This window comes from Vibrio nigripulchritudo ATCC 27043 (genome assembly GCF_000222685.1).
GTDB classification, from domain to species: domain Bacteria; phylum Pseudomonadota; class Gammaproteobacteria; order Enterobacterales; family Vibrionaceae; genus Vibrio; species Vibrio nigripulchritudo.
The window spans coordinates 17,327-32,115 of record NZ_AFWJ01000279.1 but is presented as its reverse complement, the minus strand read 5'-3'; the positions used below and the strand labels follow the sequence as shown (position 1 = coordinate 32,115).

Sequence of the window (14,789 nt, the reverse complement as noted above, 5' to 3'; positions counted from 1 at the left end):
TGAGGAAGCGCGTAGAAGCTGCCTTTGTGAACACGGCTAGGTACCAAGTAGTCACGTGCACCTTCTGGCGTCGCTTTCGTCAGTACAGGCGTTTCAATGTCTAGGAAGCCATTGTCATCCAGGAAACGACGAACAAAGCTGGATGCTTTTGCACGAAGCTTGATGCGGTCGCTCATTTCAGGACGACGAAGATCCAAGTAACGGAACTTCAAACGCTGCTCTTCAGAGTTATTCTGGTTGAAATCCAGAGGAAGAACGTCACTGCGGTTGATGATTTCCAAGCTCTTAGCCAGGATTTCAACTTCACCCGTCGCCATGTCTTTGTTTACCTGGCTGTCTGGACGAGCGCGAACTTCACCTGTCAATTTGATGCAAAATTCATTACGAAGTTGGTTTGCCACTTCGTATGCGTCCGCCATATCCGGGTCTACCACTACCTGAACAACGCCTTCGCGATCTCGCATATCAATGAAGATAAGACCGCCTAAATCACGGCGACGGTTAACCCAGCCGCACAGTTCTACAGTTTGTCCTGCAAGGGACTTGTTCAGGTGACCACAATAATGGGTACGCATAATGAATTTCCCAATCTCTAATTAGTTATCAATTTCTAAGCTGCCGATGCTTGAGATTATCGACAGAGCAAAGTGCCATTTATACGCTGAAAGTCGGTTAAAATCGACCTCGATACATACAAATTGTTGCGATTTATCGAGCCTTGGTGCCATTTTGCCATTCAATTGACCAAATAAGCATCAAAACTAAGATTCTGATGCGGGATTATATCTTGAATTTGTCCTTCTCTTCAAAAATCTCGTAAGGTAATAGCTTCGGCTAACAATAAGACATCGGAATATGCAGAACTTACCTCTTCGCCTTGGATTAACCATGTGGTCACACAGTGCATGGCAAGCTGGATTTTATGGCAGCGGAACGCAAAATTCAGAGCGACTGGAAAAGTACGCACGCGTATTTCATACCGTAGAGGGGAACACCACGTTTTACGCCACGCCCTCGGCTTCAACGGTACAAAACTGGCGGGCAGCGACACACGATGACTTTCGATTTACTTTCAAACTCCCCAAAAGTATCACCCATGACCAAAAGCTTCGCGGTTGCGAAGGCTTACTAAAGGATTTTATGGCTGTGATGCAACCCATTCATGATCGAGTTGGTATGTGGACAATTCAGTTGCCTGCACAGTTTGGTCCCAGAGACCTCCCCGCTCTGCGCTCTTTTTGTCGTCTGTTTCCCAAAGAATTTCCTTTAGGGGTCGAAGTGCGCCATCTGGAATTCTTCAACAAAGGAAAAGAAGAACAGGAGCTTAACCGATGGCTGCATGAAGAAGGCATAGACCGAATCATTATGGACAGCCGACCTGTTCACTCCGCAGCACCAGTCTCTGATGCCGTTATTGATGCCCACAAGAAAAAACCTAAAGTTCCCGCGCACGCCGTGTCTACCAGTAATCGCCCTATGATTCGCTTTATTGGGCACCCTGAATTGGAAGCCAACCTGCCATTTTTTCAGCCATGGATAAAAAAGCTGCCTGACTGGATTGCGGAGGGGAAACAGCCTTACTTGATGATTCATACGCCAGATAATAATGAGTCACCTGAATTTGCTCGCCGCCTGTATGGTGAACTTCAAAAAGCTGTGGAGCTGCCAGAGTTAGCACACCCACCAGCCCTTTCAGACAATAAACAAATCAGTATGTTTTAATGGCTTAAAAGCACATCCATTTATCCCTGATGACACAGGGGCAAAATTTTCTTAGAATACGCCCCTTTTCGAGCTGTGTATCTAACCTGAGCTAAGGATAAGAGACTGGCTTACCCTAACTGTGAATGTTTACCACGAGTTAAGGTTAATATTCCTGAGTTTGCAATTGCGAGTTTGCTATGAGCCACAAAGACACCATCTTTTCTGCACCTATTGAAAAGATTGGAGATTTTACTTTCGATGCCAATGTTGCCGAAGTATTCCCGGATATGATCCAACGTTCAGTTCCAGGGTACAGCAACATCATTTCTGCCATTGGAATGCTGGCAGAACGCTTTGTCGAACCGCAATCTAATATCTACGATCTGGGCTGCTCTCTTGGTGCTGCAACGCTTTCCATGCGCCGCCATATCAGCAAAGAAGGTTGTAAGATCATTGCGGTCGACAATTCTGAAGCAATGGTTGAGCGTTGTAAGTTACACGTCAACGCTTACCGCTCCGATACCCCTGTCGAGGTCATAGAAGCAGATATCCGGGATATTGATATTGAGAACGCTTCTGTGGTGGTTCTGAACTTTACATTGCAATTTCTCTCACCAGAAAACCGCCAAAATTTACTAGAGAAAATCTATCGCGGATTAAGAAAAGGCGGCATTTTGATTCTCTCAGAGAAGTACGTATTTGAAAACGAAACCTCGAACGAACTTCTTATCGACCTTCACCATGACTTCAAACGCGCAAACGGCTACAGCGAACTGGAAATCAGCCAGAAGCGCAGCGCCATCGAAAATGTGATGCGTCCTGATTCCATTCAAATGCATAAAGATCGCTTTGAAAGCATTGGCTTTTCAAGCAACGAAGTGTGGTTTCAATGCTTTAACTTTGGCTCTATGTTCGCCATCAAATAACATCGCTTACTCGCACTGATTTTAAATTAACGACGATTACGACTTAAACCATGTTCAACTTTGCTAATTTTTACCAACTTATCGCTCAAGATACTCGCCTTCAGCCTTGGCTGAACATTCTTCCTCAGCAGCTGACGGATTGGCAAAATGCAGAACATGGCGACTTTGAACGCTGGCTGCGTGCGCTGAATAAAATTCAGGAAGGCACACCAGACAACATTGATTTGAAAGATTCGGTCTCGTTATCGAACAACGAACCTTTGCATACGGGCGAGCTGAAAAAGTTAGAGAACCTGCTTAAGACGTTCCACCCTTGGCGCAAAGGTCCATACAACCTGCATGATATTCATATTGATACGGAATGGCGAAGCGACTGGAAATGGGATCGCGTTCTACCGCACATTTCACCGCTGAAAAATCGCAGCGTGCTGGATGTAGGTTGTGGCAATGGCTACCACATGTGGCGAATGCTGGGCGAAGGCGCGCGTTTGTGCGTAGGCATCGACCCGTCTCATCTATTTTTGGTTCAGTTTGAAGCGGTCAGAAAGTTGATGGGCGGCGATCAACGTGCGCATTTATTGCCACTTGGTATCGAGCAACTTCCTGAATTACAGGCTTTTGACACCGTGTTCAGCATGGGCGTGTTGTATCACCGTCGTTCTCCACTGGATCATTTGATTCAGCTTAAAAATCAACTGGTATCTGGAGGGGAATTGATTCTTGAAACTCTCGTTATCGAAGGTGATGAGAATGCTGTGCTGGTTCCGGTTGATAGGTATGCTCAGATGCGCAACGTGTATTTCTTCCCATCTGCGAAGGCGTTAAAGGTGTGGCTGGAAAAATGCGGATTTGAAGATATTCGTATTGTGGATGAGAACGTCACATCTGTCGGAGAACAACGCACAACGGAGTGGATGACGCACAACTCGTTACCAGACTATTTAGACCCGAACGATCCTAGCAAAACCGTTGAAGGTTACCCTGCACCAAGGCGCGCAGTTTTAGTGGCAAGGAATCCATAGGTCTCATTCTTGTCCGGCTCAGGCAGCTCTGACATCAGATTAACATAAGGGTGCTTCACGCATCCTTTTTTATAATATACACTTTGTGTCACTTCCTGCTTTAACCCGCTAAAAATAAGGTCATTATGCTTAAAAAGGTTGCCGCCTTAGCTGCCGTGACAGTGTTGTCTGGATGCACGCTGATCGACGGAGAGAAATACACTCAATCTACCCAAGCTGCCATTCAACAATCAGAGTCAAACCTGACCAACCAGCTTCAAACTTACGCTGACCAAATTGATAAGCAAAACGATCACATTAACTACTTAAGTATTGAGCTGACCAATCTAAATAACGAAGTCGCCAAACTTCGACAAGAACAAGCAAAACAGTTCAAGAAGCTGAAAACCCCAAAAGCCGCGCCGATACAGCCTAAGCAAACCCAGCCAGCACCAGAACCAACTCAGACCGTTGTGCTAGGCGCGATAGAAAAAGTGAAAATCGATACGATTAAGCAGCAGTTTGATGCCCGAGTTGATACAGGTGCCGCAACGTCTTCAATCAATGCCGTTGATATTCAGGAATTCGAGCGAAACGGTAAAACCTGGGTGAAGTTTCACATCAGTGACGAAAAGACCAAGAAAGAAGATCAGCTCTGGATTGAATCGCCTGTACTCAGGTACGCCAAAATTCGCCAGTCCACCAGTGAAGAAGCGCAACGCAGACCGGTTGTCGAGCTGTGGGTTCAAGTTGGCATGATCCACGAAAAAGCACAGTTCACACTGGCAGACCGTTCTCAAATGAGCCACCCGATTCTGCTTGGTCGTGAATTTATTAAAGACATCGCTCTCGTCGATGTCAGCAAAACTCACCTGCAATCTAACACTCAGTAAACGTTAAGGAATTCAAAGCCATGACATCCAAAGTGCCCTTTTATCTTGCGGTCGCACTTCTTATCGTTGCAGGGATTGCACTCAGTATTCTTCGCCATACCGATTATGGCGTGCCATGGACGCCAGGTGAAACCAGACAAGTCTGGGATGTAGAAGCACGCGTTGAATTCACTGCCAATGGCGATGCTGTGAAAGCTTCGTTAGCCGCTCCTGCAACACAGTCTGGTTTTACATTGATTAACGAGAGTACTTCATCTCCGGGTTATGGTGTTGCCTACGTCAGTACTGAAAGCGGGCGACGCGCAGAGTGGAGTATCCGAAGCGCAACTGGTCCTCAGATTATTTATTACAAAGCGCAGTTCTTGGTGGATGAGCAAGCGAACGTAGCGGTTATTCCACCTTCTGATGACCCCATTGAGAAACCGATTTTTGATGGTCCTCAAGATGCTGCTGCGCAGTCACTATTGCAACAAGCTACGGACAGAAGCGCTGACAATGTAACTCTGGCAAGAGAGCTGATTAAGCAGTTGAATGATGGCGACAACCAGAATGCAGCATTGCTTTTAAACACAGAGGATAAGGTAAACACCACGTCTAAATTGCTGAGTTACGCCGCCATTCCAAACAAAGTAGTAGGAGTGATTCAGTTAGAAGACGGACGTCGTCGTCAGAACATTGTCCCAATGGTCGAAGTGTGGGATGGCGAAAACTGGGAACTGTTCGACACCCATTCTGGTGTACAAGGTAAGCAGAAAAACTGGCTTGTATGGGACGATTCGAATATCTCCCTACTTGACGTAATTGGCGGTAAGAATAGTCAGGTGCTGTTCTCAATGATTGCTCAGGAAGTCACTCCACAACAGGCAACCTCCAAAAAAGTAGAAGCAGACAGCCTGCTCAACTTCTCAATTCACAGCCTGCCAATTGCCGAACAGTCGATGTTTAAAACCATTATGCTGATCCCTATTGGCGCGCTTATTGTGGTCTTCCTGCGCGTTATTGTCGGGTTGAAAACTTCTGGCACCTTTATGCCAGTCTTGATTGCAGTGGCATTCGTTCAAACCCAGCTACTGACTGGTATTGTTGGCTTCTTGCTGATTGTAGGAACGGGGCTGGTTATTCGCGGCTATTTGTCTAAGTTGAACTTGCTGCTAGTTGCCCGAATCTCTGCCGTCATCATCACGGTTATTCTGATCATCTCAATCTTCACGATTGTCTCTTTCAATATTGGATTGAATGAAGGTCTGACTATCACTTTCTTCCCAATGATCATTCTTTCCTGGACCATTGAACGTATGTCTATCTTGTGGGAAGAAGAAGGCGGAAAAGAAGTCTTTATTCAAGGTGGCGGCTCCCTACTTACTGCGGTCTTAGTGTATTTGGCGATGACCAATCCGTTTGTTCAGCATCTGACCTTTAACTTCATTGGCTTGCAATTGATCGTTCTTGCTCTGATTCTGCTTCTGGGTACCTACACGGGCTATCGTCTGACAGAACTACGTCGCTTTAAGCCGCTGGCGGAGGATTAAGTATGTGGAGTCAGTTCACCTCCCCTTTCAAGCTGAAAAGCAAAGGGATCATGGGAATGAATCAGCGTAACCACAGCTATATCGGGCGATACAATGATCGTTCAAAGTATCCGTTGGTCGATGACAAGCTGAAAACCAAACTCATTGCAGAGCAGGCTGGCGCAACCGTACCAAAACTGATTGGCGTTATCAGCCATCAGGCAGAGGTGAAGTCAATCCATAAGATGGTCAAAGACTGGCCGGGGTTTGTGATTAAACCTGCTCAGGGCAGCGGCGGAAAAGGCATTCTTGTGGTGACCTCCCACAAAGATGGCGAATACATGAAGCCCTCTGGCTCCGTGATCAATAAAGAAGACGTTGAAAGACATATCAGTAACGCTCTCGCAGGTCTGTTCTCTTTAGGTGGAAAGAACGATGTTGCAGTGGTTGAAAACCTGATTAAATTCGACGATTGCTTTGAAGGCTTCAGTTATGAAGGCGTGCCTGATGTAAGAATCATCGTGTTTAAGGGCTACCCTGTGATGGCAATGATGCGTTTGTCGACTTCAGATTCGGATGGAAAAGCTAACTTGCACCAAGGTGCAGTAGGTGTTGGTATCGACATCGCGACAGGCAAAGCCGTTCGTGCCGTTCAGTTTGATCAGCCAATTAAACACCACCCAGACACGGGGAAAGAACTGGCGACTTTGCAAGTCCCACATTGGGAACGATTGCTGACTTTGGCTTCAAGCGCATGGGAGATGACAGGGCTGGGCTATATGGGAACCGATATGGTACTCGACAAAGAAGAAGGTCCTATGGTGTTGGAGCTGAATGCTCGCCCGGGGCTGGCGATTCAAATTGCTAATGGCAGTGGTCTGTTGCCTCGGCTTCGTCATATCGAAAGCCTGGGAGAACCCGCAGAATATCCAAAACCAGCTGAGCGTGTTGCCTATGCAGCCAAAACCTTTGGTTCACATAGCTGATTACTCTTCCCCCAAACGAAAAATGAGCACCACTAAGGTGCTCTTTTGCTATTCATGCTTTAAGCCTGTTCTTATCCCGGGTTCAGGTTACTTACCTAACGCTTCTTTGTAGTGCTTGCGGCACACAGATACGTAACGGTCATTTCCACCAATTGCCACTTGGTCACCCTCTGCAATGGCATTACCATGCTCATCCGTTCGGATCACCATGTTCGCTTTACGTCCGCAGTGGCAGATGGTTTTCAGCTCTACTAGTTTGTCTGCCCATGAGAGCAGGTATTTACTGCCTTCAAATAGCTCCCCAAGAAAATCTGTTCTCAAGCCGTAACACAGTACAGGAATACCCAATTTATCAACAACTTCTGTTAGCTGATAAACTTGATCTTTTGACAGGAACTGACACTCATCCACGAGGATACAATGACGTTTTTGTTCTTCATTGTGTTTCTTTATTTCTTCAAACAAATCCGTTTCATGATGAAATAACTGGGCTTCAGACTGCAAACCGATTCGAGAGCTGACCTTTCCTATTCCGTAGCGGTTGTCCAATGCAGCGGTATAAATCATCGGATTCATCCCACGCTCTTGATAGTTAAAAGAGGACTGTAAAAGTGTCGTAGATTTACCCGCGTTCATCGCTGAGTAATAAAAATACATTTGTGCCACAGATTGTTTCCAAGAAAATAAAATCAGAAAAAAGGGCTGAAACCTCAGCCCTTTATAAAATATGGATTACGTTACTTACGACGCCAAGTGGTTCCTTCCGGACCATCTTCGAGTTCAATGCCCATCTCGTTCAGCTTATCGCGCGCCATATCAGCATTCGCCCAGTCTTTTGCTGCACGAGAATCATTACGAAGCTTAATCAGGGCTTCAATTTCTGCCACTTCGTCGTCGTTATCTGCCGCACCACCTTTCAGGAAGGCTTCTGGATCCTGATGAAGAATACCGATCACGTCTGCCAATTCACGCAGTAGCGCGCCAAGTGCAGAGGCTTGTTCTAGGTTTTCACCTTTGATTCGGTTCACTTCACGAGCCATGTCGAACAGAACCGAATACGCTTCTGGCGTATTAAAGTCGTCGTTCATCGCTTCGGTAAAGCGAGTAACGTATTCTTCGCCACCAGCAGGAGAAGCAGAAAGGTCAAGACCACGTAATGAAGTGTACAGACGCTCAAGAGAAGCACGTGCCTGATTCAGGTTCTCTTCGCTGTAGTTTAGCTGACTGCGGTAGTGACCAGACATTAGGAAGTAGCGCACGGTTTCCGCATCGTAGTGACCCAAAACGTCACGGATAGTGAAGAAGTTACCCAGAGATTTTGACATTTTCTCGCGGTCTACCATCACCATGCCACTGTGCATCCACGTATTCACGTATTGCGTGTCGTGCGCGCAGCAAGACTGAGCAATCTCATTTTCATGGTGAGGGAATTGAAGATCAGAGCCACCACCGTGAATGTCAAAGTGATCGCCAAGAATCGATGAGTTCATCGCCGAACATTCAATGTGCCAGCCAGGGCGACCAGGACCCCATGGTGATTCCCATGTCGGTTCACCCGGCTTAGACATTTTCCAAAGAACGAAATCTAGCGGACTGCGTTTTGCAAGCTCAACATCAACACGGGCACCTGCCTGAAGCTGATCCAAATCCTGACGAGACAGTTTTCCGTACTCGTCGTATTTCTTCACTTCAAACATGACGTCGCCATTGTCTGCAACGTAGGCAAAACCGCGTTCGATCAGTGTTTCAACAAGATCAATGATTTCCTGAATGAATTGTGTTGCGCGAGGTTCAACGTCTGGGCGCTTCATATTTAGCGCATCGAAATCGGCGTGCATTTCGCCGATCAAACGTTCTGTCAGAGAGTCACAGCTTTCGCCGTTTTCCGCCGCACGCTTGATGATCTTGTCGTCAATGTCTGTGATGTTACGAACAAATGTCAGATCGTAGCCTAGGTAACGCAGGTAACGAGAAACCACATCAAATGAAACAAAGGTACGACCGTGTCCGATATGACAGAGATCATAGATAGTTACTCCACAGACGTACATGCCAACTTTGCCAGCATGGATGGGTTTGAATTCCTCTTTCTGTCGGGTGAGTGAGTTAAATATCTTAAGCATGATCTCTTTAAATTCGGTTAGTGGTTTTAAGAACGCCCGAGTATATCAATTCAACTGACGTTAAGTAATAGCTCAATTTCAGAAATCGCTTCGGAAAATGTTATTTCGTTCTAATTGAACAGGTTTTGTTCTTAGGGGTCGTTAACCTAGGCACGCAGAGGGCGTATGACTTGTGTAAATTTGAGGTTACGCTAGAATTCTGTTTCCATTCCCATTAAATATTTAAAGGAAGTAATCATGATCACCCTTCACACGAACTTTGGTGACATCAAGATCCAATTGAATGATGAAAAAGCACCAGAAACCAGTGCTAACTTTTTACAGTACTGCCGTGATGGTTTTTATGACAACACTCTTTTCCACCGTGTCATTGATGGCTTCATGATCCAAGGTGGTGGCATGACTTCTGGTCTGCAAGAAAAAGACTCTCGTGCACCAATCAAAAACGAAGCAAACAACGGTTTGAGCAACAAAGTGGGTACTCTTGCTATGGCTCGTACTATGGAGCCGCATTCTGCTAGCTCTCAGTTCTTCATCAACGTAAACGACAACACATTCCTGGACTTCAAATCTGAAAGTCTGGATGGTTGGGGTTACTGTGTATTCGGTGAAGTGGTAGAAGGCATAGAGATCGTTAACAAGATCAAAGGCGTTGCTACTGGTTCTATGGGAATGCACCAAGACGTTCCGCTAGAGGAAGTCGTTATCACTGGCACGACAATCGAAGAATAATTGCGTTGGGGAGCATCACGCTCCCCTTTGTTTAGGGCTTATGACCACACTTTTTATTTCCGACCTGCACTTATCCCCTACCCACCCTGAAATCACTGAAGGCTTCTTCCATTTCCTTGAAAAATACGCCTATCAAGCCGAGAAAGTCTATGTGCTCGGGGATTTATTCGATTTCTGGATAGGTGATGATGATAACTCTCCTTTCAGCAGCTCCATTATCGATGCATTCAAAGACCTGACTGATTCTGGCGTGAAGTGCTATTTCACCCATGGCAATCGTGACTTTCTGGTCAATAAGCGGTTCAGTAAAGAAACAGGCATTGAGCTTCTTCCTGAAGTGACAAAAATTGACCTCTATGGCACCCCTGCTATTCTTTTACATGGGGACACCTTGTGTCTCGAAGATGTGAAGTATCAGGAATTTAGGCGAAAAGTGCATCAGCCGTGGCTGCAGAAACTGTTTCTATGTGTGCCTCTTTTCCTCAGAAAAAAAATAGTAAAAAACGTTCAGAACAAGACCCGTAGTGATAAGCAGAAAAAGTCGCTCAACATCATGGATGTGACACAAAGCGAGGTGACTCGTGTGATGGAGAGCTACGATGCACCACTGATGATTCATGGACACACACATCGCCCCGCTCAGCATGATGTTCAGCTAAGCAACGCCGTTGGGAAAAGGGTTGTACTAGGAGACTGGTATACCCATGGTTACATTTTGTCTTACAGCGAATCAGGTCAGGAAATCATTACTTTTCCACTGTCGGGTGGCTAAAAACAAGCTCGAATGTAACACAGCGTAACGCGCTATTGAGCTAAATATAGATTAATTGTTCCGTATGTTTATTATGCATTCCATTATTGATGTTTAGACGTGGACAATACCATTGAAATACTCTTACGTAGCACGACAACCTATTTTTGACTCTGACCGCCAAACCATGGGTTACGAACTGCTGTTTCGTGATGGTCCTAAAAACACATTTCCTGACGTCGAACCTGAACTGGCAACCAAAAGACTACTTTCCGACCAGTTCCTGAGCCCAAATCAAAATAATCTGGGTACAAAAAAGGGCTTTGTTAATTTCCCGTATCAAAGCCTGATCAACCAGATCCCAGCTCTGTTTCCGCGCAGTTCTATCATCATAGAAGTTCTGGAAGACTGTGAACCTACAGATGAATTGTATGACGCGCTAAAAGATCTCTACCGTCTGGGCTATAAAATCGCACTAGACGATTTCATTCCAAATCCAGATTGGAAGCGTTTTCTGCCGCTGATTTCTATCATCAAGTTTGACATTCGTACTGTTCCTATCGGCAAGGCGTCTTTTTTTATCGCCAAACTGAAAAGTACAAAAATTCAGTTCCTTGCTGAAAAAGTAGAAACTTACGAAGAGTTCCAACAAGCTAAAGAAGTGGGCTTCACTCTGTTCCAAGGTTACTTTTTTGCCAAACCTGAAATGATCCAGCATCGTGCCATTGAACCTTCATTGCTTAATGTCATTCAACTGTGTAAAGAAATTTCGAATGATGAGCTGAATTACGATGTGATTGAGCGTTTGGTTTCGTCTGATGTTTCGCTTTCTTATAAGCTGCTGAGGTATGTAAATTCGACCTCCAGTGTTGCCAACGAAATTAAATCATTCAAACAGGCATTGGTTTACCTTGGTGAAGATAAATTGCGTAAGTTTGTCTCTCTGGTTGCCGTATCAAACGCCAATGAAGGCAAACCAAATTCCCTATATACCCTGTCCATTACTCGTGCACGATTCTGCGAGCTTGTCGCTGATCTTTATAAGGGGCAAGTAGACAAGAGTCTTGCCTTTTTAACTGGCATGCTTTCTTTGTTAGATTCCTTACTTGATCAGCCAATGGAAGACATATTGCACTCGATTCCTGTCGATCCATCGGTGAAAGAAGCGCTTCTTAACCAAACGGGTGTACTGGGTAACATCATTACATTGGTGAAAGCATTTGAACAGGCTGACTGGGATACGACTATCGCGAAAAGAACAGAACTCAAACTTGAAGAGAATTGCATTGCAGAGTGCTATCGCGGGGCGATCAACTGGTCTCAGGAGCTGATGGAAGTCGACTGATTTCCTTCCTCTACCTTTACCGATAAAAGCGTGGTAGCCTTTGCTCCAACTTTAAGTGACGTTAGCTCTGATCCTGTCACGCTTATTCGGTAAAATCATCATGTCTCATTGTCCTTGTGGAAATACACTGTCTTACCAAGACTGCTGCCAAAAAGTTCATCTCAATCATTCCGCGGCTAAAAAGCCTGAGCAACTGATGCGTGCTCGTTACAGTGCTCATGTAAAGAAGCTTGTGGACTTTGTTGTTGATACCTACCACCCTTCAAAAAATGCGGAAGAACAACGTCAAGGTATCGCTGAATCTATAAACAGTGACTGGTGCAAACTGGACGTTATTAACACCAAAAATGGCAGTCATGATGATGAAGGTTACGTTGAGTTTAAGGCCTACTTCAATGAAGATGAACACCAATATTGCTTGGGTGAACGTTCAAGGTTTTTGAGAGAAGATGGGCTTTGGTATTACGTTGATGGAACGTTTCCTGAAGAAGAGCAGCCAGAACCAGAAGACCCACGATTAACGCAACCTATCAAGAATTTAAAAGTAGGACGTAACGATCCCTGTGTTTGTGGAAGCGGTAAAAAGTTTAAGAAATGCTGCGGGTAGCAATTTAGATATCTGACATAATAAAGCCTCTGATTTCAGAGGCTTTATTACGATTTCTAGACTCGAAAAGAACTGCGATTAGTTATGGCGTTCTTTGAGCTTATTAATGACATCGCTCATTGATAACCCCTGATCTTGTAGCAGCACAAGCAAGTGGTAAATCAAATCCGCAGATTCGCATACTAACTCCGCCTTATCGCCCGACGTCGCCGCAAGCGCAACTTCAACCCCTTCTTCGCCCACTTTTTGCGAAATACGCTTGGTGCCACGGGCATATAGGCTGGCGGTGTAGGAAGAATCTGGGTCGGCACTCTTGCGGGCAGCCAGTAGCTGCTCAAGTTGATGAAGCCACACCATTTGCGACTCCTCTTGAGGATCGACATCCCAGCATGTGGTATTTCCTAGGTGACAAGTAGGACCGATTGGCTCAACTTTCACTAGTAGAGTGTCGTTATCGCAGTCCAGCGCCATGTTTTTTAGCTGAAGTACGTTGCCAGAGGTTTCCCCTTTGGTCCAAAGACGTGCTTTGGTACGGGAGAAAAACGTAACCTGCCCAGTTTCTCCTGTTTTCGCCAAGGCGTCTTGGTTCATGTACCCCATCATCAGCACCTGGCTAGATTGGAAATCTTGCACAATAGCAGGTACCAGACCGTCCACCTTGTCCCAGTTAATTTTCTCGGACAACGCACTTACTTCGGCGGTTCCATAACTCATAGTCGTACCTCAATGCCTTCGTTTTTCAGATATTGTTTTAATTCACCGATATTGATGACTTGCTTATGAAAGACTGAAGCAGCCAGTGCCCCATCCACATTCGCAGCTTGATAAGCTTCTGCAAAGTGCTCCATCGCGCCCGCTCCACCAGAAGCAATCAAAGGCACATTACACACTTCACGTACCATGTTGAGCTGCTCAATATCGTAGCCATTGCGAACGCCATCTTGGTTCATCATGTTCAGTACAATTTCACCCGCGCCGCGCTTTTGCACTTCCTGAACCCAGTCGCGCGTCTCCCATTGGGTGGCTTTGGTACGCGCTTCATCACCAGTGAACTGGTAAACCTGATATTTACCCGTGTCTTTGTCGTAGTAGGAATCGATACCGACCACGATGCACTGAACACCAAATTTATCCGCCAGGTTAGTAATGAGCTCTGGGTTAGCGAGTGCGGGCGAGTTGATGGATACTTTATCCGCACCAAACTCCAGAATACGTGCCGCGTCTTCAGCGGACTTGATTCCACCAGCCACACAGAAAGGAATATCAATCACCTCAGCAACTCGTGCAACCCAGCTTTTATCAACAACACGACCATCGCTCGATGCAGTGATATCGTAAAAAACCAGTTCGTCTGCCCCTTCTTCTGCATAGCGCTGAGCCAGAGGCACAATGTCACCAATGATCTCGTGGTTACGGAACTGAACGCCTTTTACCACTTGCCCATCACGAACATCGAGACATGGAATTATTCGCTTTGCCAGCATGCAAATGCCTCCTCTGCGGTGAACTTACCATCAAGCAGTGCACGACCGACAATTACACCGGAAACACCGCTGCCTTTCAGTGCTTCAATATCCGCCAGTGAACCAATTCCCCCTGAAGACTGGAATTGAACTTGTGGGTATTGCTTACACAAATCGATATAAAGCTCGACGTTGGAACCTTCTAACGTACCATCACGTGAAATGTCGGTACAAAGAACATGCTTTAGACCAACGGTTAAGTAGTCGTTGATCAGTGCTTCAATCGTGATACCGGAATCTTCCTGCCAGCCTGAAATCGCCACTTTACGCGTGCCACTTTCATCAATATTGATGTCCAGAGCCAGCACAATTTTCTCAGCGCCGTATTTTTCCATCCAACCTTTTACAAGCTCAGGTTGTTTAACCGCGGTAGAGCCCACCACGACACGCTGAGCACCTGCTTCTAACAAATCCACAACGTCTTGCTCATTACGTACGCCACCACCAATTTGAATGTTGGCTGGTGTGCTGGCTAACAGTTTGGCAATAAGGTCCAACTGACGTGCCGAAGTGTCCTTTGCACCAGTTAAATCTACAAGGTGCAGCCAATTCGCACCGGCTTGGTGGTACAGGTTAAATTGCTCAGCAGGGTCAACTTTATATTCAGTTACCTGACCGTAGTCTCCTTGATAAAGGCGAACAACCTGACCTTCTATTAAATCGAGAGCTGGAATAATCACTTTAATTCCC

The 14,789-nt window shown here is 45.8% G+C and carries 16 protein-coding genes; 10 read left to right on the top strand and 6 right to left on the bottom strand.

All coding sequences use genetic code 11. From position 1 onward, the window contains the following. Positions 1-575: amino acid--tRNA ligase-related protein (locus RH89_RS21295; RefSeq protein ID WP_004406325.1), on the bottom strand; the 575-nt coding region annotated here is incomplete at its 3' end. 280 nt (positions 576-855) lie between these two features. Here RH89_RS21295 and RH89_RS21290 point away from each other — a divergent pair. The 6 genes from RH89_RS21290 (at position 856) to RH89_RS21265 (ending at position 7,018) form a co-directional block, all read left to right on the top strand. Further along, a complete protein-coding gene (locus RH89_RS21290; protein ID WP_004406320.1) occupies positions 856-1,722 on the top strand; it encodes a DUF72 domain-containing protein in 867 nt (288 codons plus the stop codon). Between the two features lie 179 nt (positions 1,723-1,901). Continuing rightward, positions 1,902-2,630, top strand: a complete 729-nt coding sequence (gene cmoA / locus RH89_RS21285) for a carboxy-S-adenosyl-L-methionine synthase CmoA (protein ID WP_004406318.1) — start codon at positions 1,902-1,904, stop codon at positions 2,628-2,630. 50 nt (positions 2,631-2,680) lie between these two features. Then, a complete protein-coding gene (gene cmoB, locus RH89_RS21280) occupies positions 2,681-3,652 on the top strand; it encodes a tRNA 5-methoxyuridine(34)/uridine 5-oxyacetic acid(34) synthase CmoB (protein ID WP_004406316.1) in 972 nt (323 codons plus the stop codon). A 125-nt stretch (positions 3,653-3,777) separates the two neighbouring features. Next, positions 3,778-4,524: an ATP-dependent zinc protease family protein gene (locus RH89_RS21275; RefSeq protein ID WP_004406313.1), complete on the top strand. Its 747-nt coding sequence runs from the start codon at positions 3,778-3,780 to the stop codon at positions 4,522-4,524. A 20-nt stretch (positions 4,525-4,544) separates the two neighbouring features. Then, positions 4,545-6,053 (top strand): inactive transglutaminase family protein, encoded by a 1,509-nt coding sequence (locus RH89_RS21270; RefSeq protein WP_004406310.1) that lies wholly within the window; start codon positions 4,545-4,547, stop codon positions 6,051-6,053. A gap of 2 nt (positions 6,054-6,055) precedes the next feature. Then, the gene (locus RH89_RS21265) at positions 6,056-7,018 is read left to right on the top strand and encodes an alpha-L-glutamate ligase-like protein (RefSeq protein WP_004406308.1); all 963 of its coding nucleotides are present in this window, start codon (positions 6,056-6,058) and stop codon (positions 7,016-7,018) included. An 87-nt stretch (positions 7,019-7,105) separates the two neighbouring features. Here the strand turns inward: RH89_RS21265 and RH89_RS21260 are convergent, their stop codons facing one another. Then, a complete protein-coding gene (locus RH89_RS21260; RefSeq protein ID WP_004406306.1) occupies positions 7,106-7,684 on the bottom strand; it encodes a thymidine kinase in 579 nt (192 codons plus the stop codon). Between the two features lie 71 nt (positions 7,685-7,755). Next, positions 7,756-9,141, bottom strand: coding sequence for a cysteine--tRNA ligase (gene cysS / locus RH89_RS21255; RefSeq protein ID WP_004406305.1), 1,386 nt, complete (start codon positions 9,139-9,141; stop codon positions 7,756-7,758). A 237-nt stretch (positions 9,142-9,378) separates the two neighbouring features. On the opposite strand from cysS, the gene RH89_RS21250 reads away from it, so the two are divergent. The 4 genes from RH89_RS21250 to RH89_RS21235 all read left to right on the top strand — a co-directional run bounded on the left by RH89_RS21250 (position 9,379) and on the right by RH89_RS21235 (position 12,576). Continuing rightward, positions 9,379-9,873 (top strand): peptidylprolyl isomerase, encoded by a 495-nt coding sequence (locus RH89_RS21250; protein ID WP_004406304.1) that lies wholly within the window; start codon positions 9,379-9,381, stop codon positions 9,871-9,873. A gap of 40 nt (positions 9,874-9,913) precedes the next feature. Then, entirely contained in the window at positions 9,914-10,645 is a 732-nt protein-coding gene (lpxH, locus tag RH89_RS21245; protein WP_004406303.1) for a UDP-2,3-diacylglucosamine diphosphatase, read from the top strand. Between the two features lie 112 nt (positions 10,646-10,757). Further along, on the top strand, positions 10,758-11,969 hold the full coding sequence (locus tag RH89_RS21240) for an EAL and HDOD domain-containing protein (RefSeq protein ID WP_004406302.1): 1,212 nt from the start codon (positions 10,758-10,760) through the stop codon (positions 11,967-11,969). 100 nt (positions 11,970-12,069) lie between these two features. After that, positions 12,070-12,576, top strand: coding sequence for a YchJ family protein (locus RH89_RS21235; protein ID WP_004406293.1), 507 nt, complete (start codon positions 12,070-12,072; stop codon positions 12,574-12,576). Positions 12,577-12,654: 78 nt separating this feature from the next. Here RH89_RS21235 and hisIE read toward each other — a convergent pair whose 3' ends face one another. From hisIE to hisA, 3 genes are read right to left on the bottom strand one after another with little or no spacing between them, the layout of a single operon-like run. Next, positions 12,655-13,290, bottom strand: coding sequence for a bifunctional phosphoribosyl-AMP cyclohydrolase/phosphoribosyl-ATP diphosphatase HisIE (hisIE, locus tag RH89_RS21230; protein WP_004406290.1), 636 nt, complete (start codon positions 13,288-13,290; stop codon positions 12,655-12,657). Continuing rightward, on the bottom strand, positions 13,287-14,060 hold the full coding sequence (hisF, locus tag RH89_RS21225; RefSeq protein WP_004406287.1) for an imidazole glycerol phosphate synthase subunit HisF: 774 nt from the start codon (positions 14,058-14,060) through the stop codon (positions 13,287-13,289). Before hisF ends, hisIE begins: the two co-directional genes overlap by 4 nt. Next, complete coding sequence (gene hisA / locus RH89_RS21220; protein WP_004406285.1) at positions 14,042-14,779, bottom strand: 1-(5-phosphoribosyl)-5-[(5-phosphoribosylamino)methylideneamino]imidazole-4-carboxamide isomerase; 738 nt, start codon at positions 14,777-14,779, stop codon at positions 14,042-14,044. The genes hisF and hisA overlap by 19 nt, the downstream gene beginning before the upstream one ends. Positions 14,780-14,789 lie beyond the last annotated feature (10 nt).

Excerpts from the sequence above, each read along its gene's own strand:
- RH89_RS21290 (WP_004406320.1), top strand. The coding sequence starts at position 856 with ATGCAGAACTTACCTCTTCGCCTTGGATTAACCATGTGGTCACACAGT.
- cmoA (WP_004406318.1), top strand. The coding sequence starts at position 1,902 with ATGAGCCACAAAGACACCATCTTTTCTGCACCTATTGAAAAGATTGGA.
- cmoB (WP_004406316.1), top strand. The coding sequence starts at position 2,681 with ATGTTCAACTTTGCTAATTTTTACCAACTTATCGCTCAAGATACTCGC.
- RH89_RS21275 (WP_004406313.1), top strand. The coding sequence starts at position 3,778 with ATGCTTAAAAAGGTTGCCGCCTTAGCTGCCGTGACAGTGTTGTCTGGA.
- RH89_RS21270 (WP_004406310.1), top strand. The coding sequence starts at position 4,545 with ATGACATCCAAAGTGCCCTTTTATCTTGCGGTCGCACTTCTTATCGTT.
- RH89_RS21265 (WP_004406308.1), top strand. The coding sequence starts at position 6,056 with ATGTGGAGTCAGTTCACCTCCCCTTTCAAGCTGAAAAGCAAAGGGATC.
- cysS (WP_004406305.1), bottom strand. The coding sequence starts at position 9,141 with ATGCTTAAGATATTTAACTCACTCACCCGACAGAAAGAGGAATTCAAA.
- RH89_RS21250 (WP_004406304.1), top strand. The coding sequence starts at position 9,379 with ATGATCACCCTTCACACGAACTTTGGTGACATCAAGATCCAATTGAAT.
- lpxH (WP_004406303.1), top strand. The coding sequence starts at position 9,914 with ATGACCACACTTTTTATTTCCGACCTGCACTTATCCCCTACCCACCCT.
- RH89_RS21235 (WP_004406293.1), top strand. The coding sequence starts at position 12,070 with ATGTCTCATTGTCCTTGTGGAAATACACTGTCTTACCAAGACTGCTGC.
- hisIE (WP_004406290.1), bottom strand. The coding sequence starts at position 13,290 with ATGAGTTATGGAACCGCCGAAGTAAGTGCGTTGTCCGAGAAAATTAAC.
- hisF (WP_004406287.1), bottom strand. The coding sequence starts at position 14,060 with ATGCTGGCAAAGCGAATAATTCCATGTCTCGATGTTCGTGATGGGCAA.